Source organism: Coprobacter sp. (assembly GCF_982436375.1).
In genome coordinates this window covers 1-7,278 of record NZ_CEWDCG010000158.1, presented here as the reverse complement: position 1 = coordinate 7,278, position 7,278 = coordinate 1, and the positions used below count along the sequence as shown (strand labels likewise).

Here is a 7,278-nt window from a genome sequence, read left to right as displayed (position 1 = left end):
TTTCAGAATAAACCGAACAGGTTTTACTCCTACACTGAAAACACTATTCGAGAATCCGAACATTACCAAAATCGGGTTGTCATTAAAAGATGATTTTTCTATGCTTCACAAAATAGCACCGTTCGAGCCAAAAGGTTTTATCGAACTGCAAAGCTACGTGAAACAATTCAATATAGAAGACATGAGCTTGCAAAAGATATATGCTATTCTTTTCGGGAAGAAAATATCCAAATCTCAAAGATTATCCAATTGGGAAGCCGATATACTTTCTGATGCTCAAAAAAGATATGCAGCAACCGACGCATGGGCTTGTGTCCGTATATATAAAAGTCTTTCGACAGAGTGTTTTTCTGATTTTTATAAAAACAGATCTGCATTGCAAGAGATAGTTTAATTTCGCTTTAATTCAGTATATTACAGAAATGAAAAAATCAAATTTAATAACTATCATATTATTAATTTATTTGGGTGTTATGGCTTATATCGGCTGGCCCAAATTTATCGAAGCCGGCCAATACGTCGAATATTTTGCGATTATATTAGTTACTCTAATCGTAATATTTTTACTTAGGGTCGTTTTGCGTAAAAAAGAACGGTTAAAAAGAGAACGGCAACAGCAACAAGATTTATCTGAATAACTAAAACAAAACCGATATGTCAAAGAAAATAATAATCATCACATGTTTGATCTGCCTGAGCTTTTCTATTTCAGCCCAGACAGAGAGAGGACATTGGCTATTGAATCCGCAATTCACGGCATTTGACTTAAGCGGAACAAACAACGATCTGGATAAAGATAATCGATTTAAACTCGGAATGGGTTTTAAAGGCGGTAATTTTTTATGCGACAGATTGGCTTTATTAGTAGGTGTAGGATTTAAAGTCGATCGACAAAATGATTATAAGGACAATAGCATAAACTTAAACACGGGATTGCGATATTATCTTTTTTCGAAATTATATTTGTCGGCAGAATTGGGGTATGACAAGGTATGGCTTAGAGAATACAGTTCGAATATTACCCGAAAAAGAGATTATTTTTATTTCGGAGCTGATTTGGGATATTCGATATTCGTATCTCAAAATGTCGCAATAGAACCAGACGTTTATTGGAAATACAGTTTCACCGACCAAAGGAATGAATACGGATTTAAAATCGGTATCGGTGTATTTTTCTAATAAAAAAATTAATGCAAGGTTTACAGCCACTTCCTTTAGTTTGATCTCAAAAAATAAGATATAAAAATACAGGTAACCGGTTAAAATGATTTGCACCCCAAAAGTTAGACAAAAACTTTTGGGGTGCAGATCATTTTGAACCTTTTCTATAATCGGATAATATTTAACTCGTCTAACTTATAAGCATCACTTAAAATTCCGATTACCTCGTACTTTCATATTTCCTTATAGACAGATAAACAACAATACTGTTCCGACTTTTAGCAGTCTTTCATATTCGGCTTCTCCAACCCATAGCCGTATTTTTTATCTGCAACTTTCAGCAAATAGGCAACAATAAACGATAAAGTGGCAAAACCGGTAAAGACAAACATAGGTATCGTATAATCATAAAGATTTGCATTATTTTCATTCCCGACAACACAATAATTATCCAATACCCATCCGATAAGGTTAGGTACTCCCCACAAACCTATATTCTGAATAAAAAAGATAAGTGCATACGCTGTTCCCAACTGACGGGCAGGGAAAATCTTAGTAACGCTCGGCCACATCGCTGACGGAACAAGGGAAAATGCAATACCTAAAATAATCATCAGGATTATCGCCACGAGATAATTGGTGATGAAAGGTAACGCGTAGATACAGTGAACTCCGATAAGCATTGCAGCCCCCAACATCATAATACTCGCACCTTTTCCTTTGCAATCGAGATAAATACCGAATACAGGAGTGAGAATTAATGCTCCCAAAGCCGGCAGGCCGGCAATTGTACCTGCCAAATTATCACTGATTCCGTATTTATTGATCATAAGTTCGGAAGCAAATTTCTGGAACGGGAATACACAGGAATAGAATAATACGCATAATAAAGCGATCAACCAGAAACCCGGATTAATCAAAATATTTTTTACATCTTTGAAACTGAACTTACTCTCGTCTTCCTCTTCTGCATAATCTTCTTGCTTATCAAGCTTTCGATCCATCACAGCATATATAAAAAACGTCACCAATCCGACAACTAACAAAACCAAACCTAAAAGTACCGGAGTCGATATAGAAAAACTCTTTGCCAAAGGAATAGATACCGAATAAGCGACTTGAGAACCTATACGAGCCAATGCTACTTGAATTCCCATCGCAGTACCGAGCTCTTTCCCTTTAAACCACTTTGCAATAATTTTAGTAACGGTAATCCCTGCGACTTCTGCTCCGACTCCAAAAATAGAATAACCGGCTGCCGCCATAAAAACACCTTGCTTGTAACCGAAAAACGTTGCTTCTGTCGAAATATTCGCTGTCATGCCATAATACTGCAAAGCCGTACCGAACACCATCAAAATCGCAGCAATTTTTCCTGTCAATCGTATTCCGAAACGGTCAAGCATCAAGCCGCCCCAAATCAACATCAACAAAAATACGTTCAAAAAGCTATATGCTCCCGTAAAGAATCCAAAATCACGACTGGTCCAATCTAAATTAGCTTCTAACATAGTTTTCAGCGGAGCCATAATGTCGTTTACAAAATATGCCGCCATCATGGTGAAAGCGACAATTCCCAACGCAGACCAACGCACGAGAACAGAATCTCTTAAAGTTCTTTCCTTTTCCATCTTCTTATTTTAAATTATTTTTCAAGTATCAATACACAAAAAGAAACGGAAAGCAAAAAGTCCCCCTGAGCTTTCCATTTTCCTTATTTATTCCGAATACGAGAGATAACGTTATCTCCCCCTTTATTTTTTTACCAACAATACTACATTTTCTACATGATGAGTATGTGGAAACATATCTACCGGCTGAACTTTTTCGACACGATATTTTTCATCCAACAGATTCAGATCCCGCGCCTGAGTTGCAGGATTACAACTGACATAAACGATTTTTACAGGTTCGGCAAACAAAATGGTCTTTATGACATCATCATGCATCCCGGCTCTCGGAGGATCGGTAATAATAACGTCAGGTCGGCCATGTTCATTTATAAAATCCTGTGTAAGAATATCCTTCATATCTCCGGCATAAAACAATGTATTACTGATGCCATTCAATTCAGAATTTACCTTTGCATCTTCAATCGCTTCCGGAACATACTCTATTCCTATCACTTTTCGGGCACGGCAGGCCACAAAGTTTGCAATAGTCCCAGTTCCCGTATATAAGTCATAAACAAGTTCTTCTCCGGTAAGCCCAGCAAAATCTCGAGCTATTTTATATAACTCATACGCCTGTTCAGAATTGGTCTGATAAAAAGATTTAGGTCCTATTTTGAATTGTAATCCCTCCATCGACTCCAATATATAATCCCGACCTTTGAACACATGAACCTCTTGGTCGGTAATCGTATCATTAGCTTTCTGGTTTATTATATATAATAAAGAAGTAATTTGAGGAAAGGTATCCGCAAGATATTCCATCATAGCGTCAATCTTAGACCTATCATTTTCAAAAAAAACGACGATCAACATAACCTCACCGGTTGATGCCGTACGAATTATGATATTACGCATCAATCCCCGCTGCTCTCTCAGATCAAAAAAAGAATAATCATGATCAAGAGCGAATTTTCGAATAGCCAACCGAATGTCATTAGAGATATTATCCTGCAGCCAGCAAGTTTTTATATCCAGTACCTTGTCGAACATTCCGGGAATATGGAATCCTAAAGCATTCCGAGAATCAAAAGTTTGTGTAGACTGCAATTCTTCTTGAGTAAGCCAAGACTTATTCGAAAAAGTAAATTCCAGCTTATTACGGTAAAAACGAGTCTTCTCCGAGCCTTTTATCGCAGAAATTTCCGGTAAATCGATTTTTCCGATTCGAGAAAGGTTATCAAAAACCTGCTGTTGTTTATATGTTATTTGTTTTTCATACGGGATATGCTGCCACTTGCATCCTCCACATACACCAAAATGCGAACAAAATGGCTTAACACGCATTTCGGAATACTTATGATACTTCAATATCCGCCCTTCAGCATAACGATGTTTTTTTCTATATAATTGCAAATCGACAATATCTCCGGGAGCGGCAAACGGAACAAAAACGACTAAATCGTCAATCCGAGCTATCGCCCTGCCTTCAGCAGCCACATCTGTAATTTCGACCTGTTCTATAACAGGAAGCTCTTTCTTTTTACGTGCCAAAATAGTACTTTTAAAACAAAAACAAATTTGGTCAAAGTTAAGCATATTTCTTAAACAATCTATACGGATATTCCAAAAATCAATGACAGGTCAAAATTATTCTCAGAATTTTTGCATATTTAATCATAACTCATATTTTTGTAAAGAGTTAACCCTTTGTTACATTTATTTTAAGAACAAAGACATATTAATAATTTTATTTATACTATGAAGAGTGTTTATACTTTCGGGAACGGCAAAGCAGAAGGCCGTTCTGACATGAAGAATCTGTTGGGAGGAAAAGGTGCCAATCTTGCTGAAATGAATCTGATCGGAGTTCCTGTACCTCCCGGTTTCACGATCACAACTGAAGTTTGTACAGCCTATAATAAAGAAGGGAAAGATGCAGTTGTAAAATTAATTAAGGCTGATGTAGAAAAAGCGATGGCCCATGTAGAGAATCTGATGGGAACAAAATTCGGTGATGCAAAAAATCCCTTATTGGTTTCCGTTCGTTCCGGAGCAAGAGTCTCTATGCCGGGTATGATGGATACGGTATTAAATTTAGGACTGACAGATGAAGCGGTAGAAGGTATTGCAAAAAAATCGGGAAACCCTCGTTTTGCATGGGACTCTTACCGCCGTTTCGTTCAAATGTACGGAGATGTCGTATTGGGAATGAAACCCAAAAGTAAAGAAGATATCGATCCGTTCGAAGAGGTAATGGACGAAGTTAAAAAACAAAAAGGGGTAAAAAACGACACCGAGCTGGAAGTCGAAGACCTCAAACTCTTAGTAAAGAAGTTCAAAGCTGCTGTAAAGGAACGCACAGGAAAAGATTTTCCGGATTCTCCATGGGAACAACTATGGGGAGCTATTTGTGCCGTATTCGATAGTTGGATGAACGAACGGGCTATCTATTATCGTCGCATGAACCAAATCCCCGAAGAATGGGGAACTGCCGTAAACGTACAGGCAATGGTATTCGGAAATATGGGTGAAACTTCTGCTACCGGAGTTGCATTTACGAGAGATGCCGCTACCGGAGAAGATATATTTAACGGTGAATATCTGATCAACGCACAAGGAGAAGACGTGGTTGCCGGAATCAGAACTCCGCAACAAATCACGATCGAAGGATCTCGCAGATGGGCTGCATTGCAAGGTATATCGGAAGAAGAACGTGCAAGCAAATATCCTTCACTGGAAGAAGCGATGCCTGCTTGTGCTAAAGACCTGATCGAAACACAACAGAAACTCGAAGACTATTTCAAAGACATGCAGGATCTTGAATTTACGATTCAAGACGGTAAGTTATGGTTATTGCAAACCCGTAACGGAAAACGTACCGGAGCTGCTATGGTAAAAATCGCCATGGATATGCTTCGGGAAGGTGTCATCGACGAGAAAACCGTACTCAAAAGAATGGAACCGCAAAAACTGGACGAATTATTACATCCGGTATTCGATAAAAAAGCGATGAAAGAGGCTAAAGTAGTAGCCAAAGGACTTCCTGCATCTCCGGGTGCGGCAACCGGAATGATCGTATTTTTTGCAGATGATGCTGAAGAATGGGCGGAAAAAAGGAAAAAAGTAATTTTGGTACGGATCGAAACGTCTCCGGAAGACTTACGCGGAATGAACGTAGCTCAAGGTATTCTGACAGCTCGAGGAGGTATGACGTCTCACGCAGCCGTAGTAGCTCGTGGCATGGGGAAATGCTGTGTATCGGGAGCTGGAGAAATAAAAGTAGATTATAAAGCCCGCACTTTGGAAATGGGCGGTCACATTTATAAAGAAGGAGATTGGATTTCTCTGAACGGATCGACCGGAGAAGTTTATGACGGACAGGTAAACACCGTTGATGCCGATTTAAGCGGAGATTTTGCAAAAATTATGGAGTTGGCGGAAAAATACACCAAAATGGATGTAAGAACCAATGCCGATACGCCTAAGGATGCTACTGTTGCACGTAAATTCGGAGCAAAAGGTATCGGACTTTGCCGTACAGAACACATGTTCTTCGAAGGTGATCGAATTAAAGCCATGCGAGAAATGATTCTTTCTAAAGATGAAGAAGGCCGCAGAGAAGCTTTGAAGAAACTGCTTCCTATGCAGCGTCAGGACTTCGAAGGTATCTTTATGGCAATGGACGGTTTCGGAGTAACGATACGTCTTCTCGATCCTCCTTTGCACGAATTCGTACCTCACCAGTTAGCTACACAAAAAGAACTGGCCGCAGAGATGGGACTTTCTATAGAAGAAGTAAAACTTGCATGTGATTCTCTGGAAGAATTCAACCCTATGTTAGGACATCGTGGCTGCCGATTGGGATGTACATATCCTGAAATTACCGAGATGCAAGCTCGTGCCATTATCGAGGCTGCACTCGATGCAAAAGCCAAAGGAGCAAAAGTGATTCCTGAAATCATGGTTCCTCTGGTAGGCATAGTCGAAGAATTGAAAATGCAGGCTGCTATCATTCATCAAACTGCAGAAAAAGTGTTCTCGGAACGCAACGATCAAATCGAATATAAAGTAGGAACAATGATCGAAGTTCCCCGCGCCGCATTAACTGCCGATAAAATAGCGGAAGTAGCCGATTTCTTCTCTTTCGGAACAAATGACTTGACCCAAATGACATTTGGATTCTCTCGAGATGATGCCGGTAAGTTCCTGAAAATATATCAAGAAAAAGGAATATTAAAAAACGATCCGTTTGCAATCCTCGATCAACAAGGTGTAGGACAATTGGTACGTATGGGAACAGAAAAAGGTCGTGCTACCAAACCGAAACTGAAAGTCGGTATTTGCGGTGAACACGGCGGAGAACCATCATCTGTCAAGTTCTGTGCCTCTCTCAACATGAATTACGTGAGTTGCAGTCCTTATCGTGTACCTATCGCACGGGTCGCTGCCGCCCAGGCTGCTGTTGAGGAAGCTTAAGTAGCATAACAATATCAAAGAATTAGGC

At 39.5% G+C, this 7,278-nt stretch carries 6 protein-coding genes; 4 read left to right on the top strand and 2 right to left on the bottom strand.

All coding sequences use genetic code 11. The features are described 5' to 3' along the window. From AC1WHX_RS09140 to AC1WHX_RS09130, 3 genes are all read left to right on the top strand, one after another. The coding region (locus AC1WHX_RS09140) for a 3'-5' exonuclease (protein WP_481229205.1) at window positions 1–394 on the top strand (394 nt) is incomplete at its 5' end. A gap of 28 nt (window positions 395–422) precedes the next feature. Further along, entirely contained in the window at window positions 423–638 is a 216-nt protein-coding gene (locus tag AC1WHX_RS09135; RefSeq protein ID WP_022599505.1) for a hypothetical protein, read from the top strand. A gap of 16 nt (window positions 639–654) precedes the next feature. Continuing rightward, entirely contained in the window at window positions 655–1,179 is a 525-nt protein-coding gene (locus AC1WHX_RS09130) for a DUF481 domain-containing protein (RefSeq protein ID WP_009316755.1), read from the top strand. Window positions 1,180–1,439: 260 nt separating this feature from the next. Here the strand turns inward: AC1WHX_RS09130 and AC1WHX_RS09125 are convergent, their stop codons facing one another. Both AC1WHX_RS09125 and rlmD read right to left on the bottom strand, forming a co-directional pair. After that, window positions 1,440–2,792 (bottom strand): MFS transporter, encoded by a 1,353-nt coding sequence (locus tag AC1WHX_RS09125; protein ID WP_022599507.1) that lies wholly within the window; start codon window positions 2,790–2,792, stop codon window positions 1,440–1,442. Between the two features lie 123 nt (window positions 2,793–2,915). After that, a complete protein-coding gene (rlmD, locus tag AC1WHX_RS09120) occupies window positions 2,916–4,325 on the bottom strand; it encodes a 23S rRNA (uracil(1939)-C(5))-methyltransferase RlmD (protein WP_303116546.1) in 1,410 nt (469 codons plus the stop codon). A gap of 207 nt (window positions 4,326–4,532) precedes the next feature. Between rlmD and ppdK the strand changes: the two genes are divergently transcribed. Continuing rightward, the gene (ppdK, locus tag AC1WHX_RS09115; protein ID WP_481229203.1) at window positions 4,533–7,250 is read left to right on the top strand and encodes a pyruvate, phosphate dikinase; all 2,718 of its coding nucleotides are present in this window, start codon (window positions 4,533–4,535) and stop codon (window positions 7,248–7,250) included. The last annotated feature ends 28 nt before the right edge of the window (window positions 7,251–7,278 follow it).

Bases quoted from the DNA above. Each gene is read 5' to 3' on its own strand.
- AC1WHX_RS09135 (WP_022599505.1), top strand. From the start codon at position 423: ATGAAAAAATCAAATTTAATAACTATCATATTATTAATTTATTTGGGT.
- AC1WHX_RS09125 (WP_022599507.1), bottom strand. From the start codon at position 2,792: ATGGAAAAGGAAAGAACTTTAAGAGATTCTGTTCTCGTGCGTTGGTCT.
- ppdK (WP_481229203.1), top strand. From the start codon at position 4,533: ATGAAGAGTGTTTATACTTTCGGGAACGGCAAAGCAGAAGGCCGTTCT.
- AC1WHX_RS09130 (WP_009316755.1), top strand. From the start codon at position 655: ATGTCAAAGAAAATAATAATCATCACATGTTTGATCTGCCTGAGCTTT.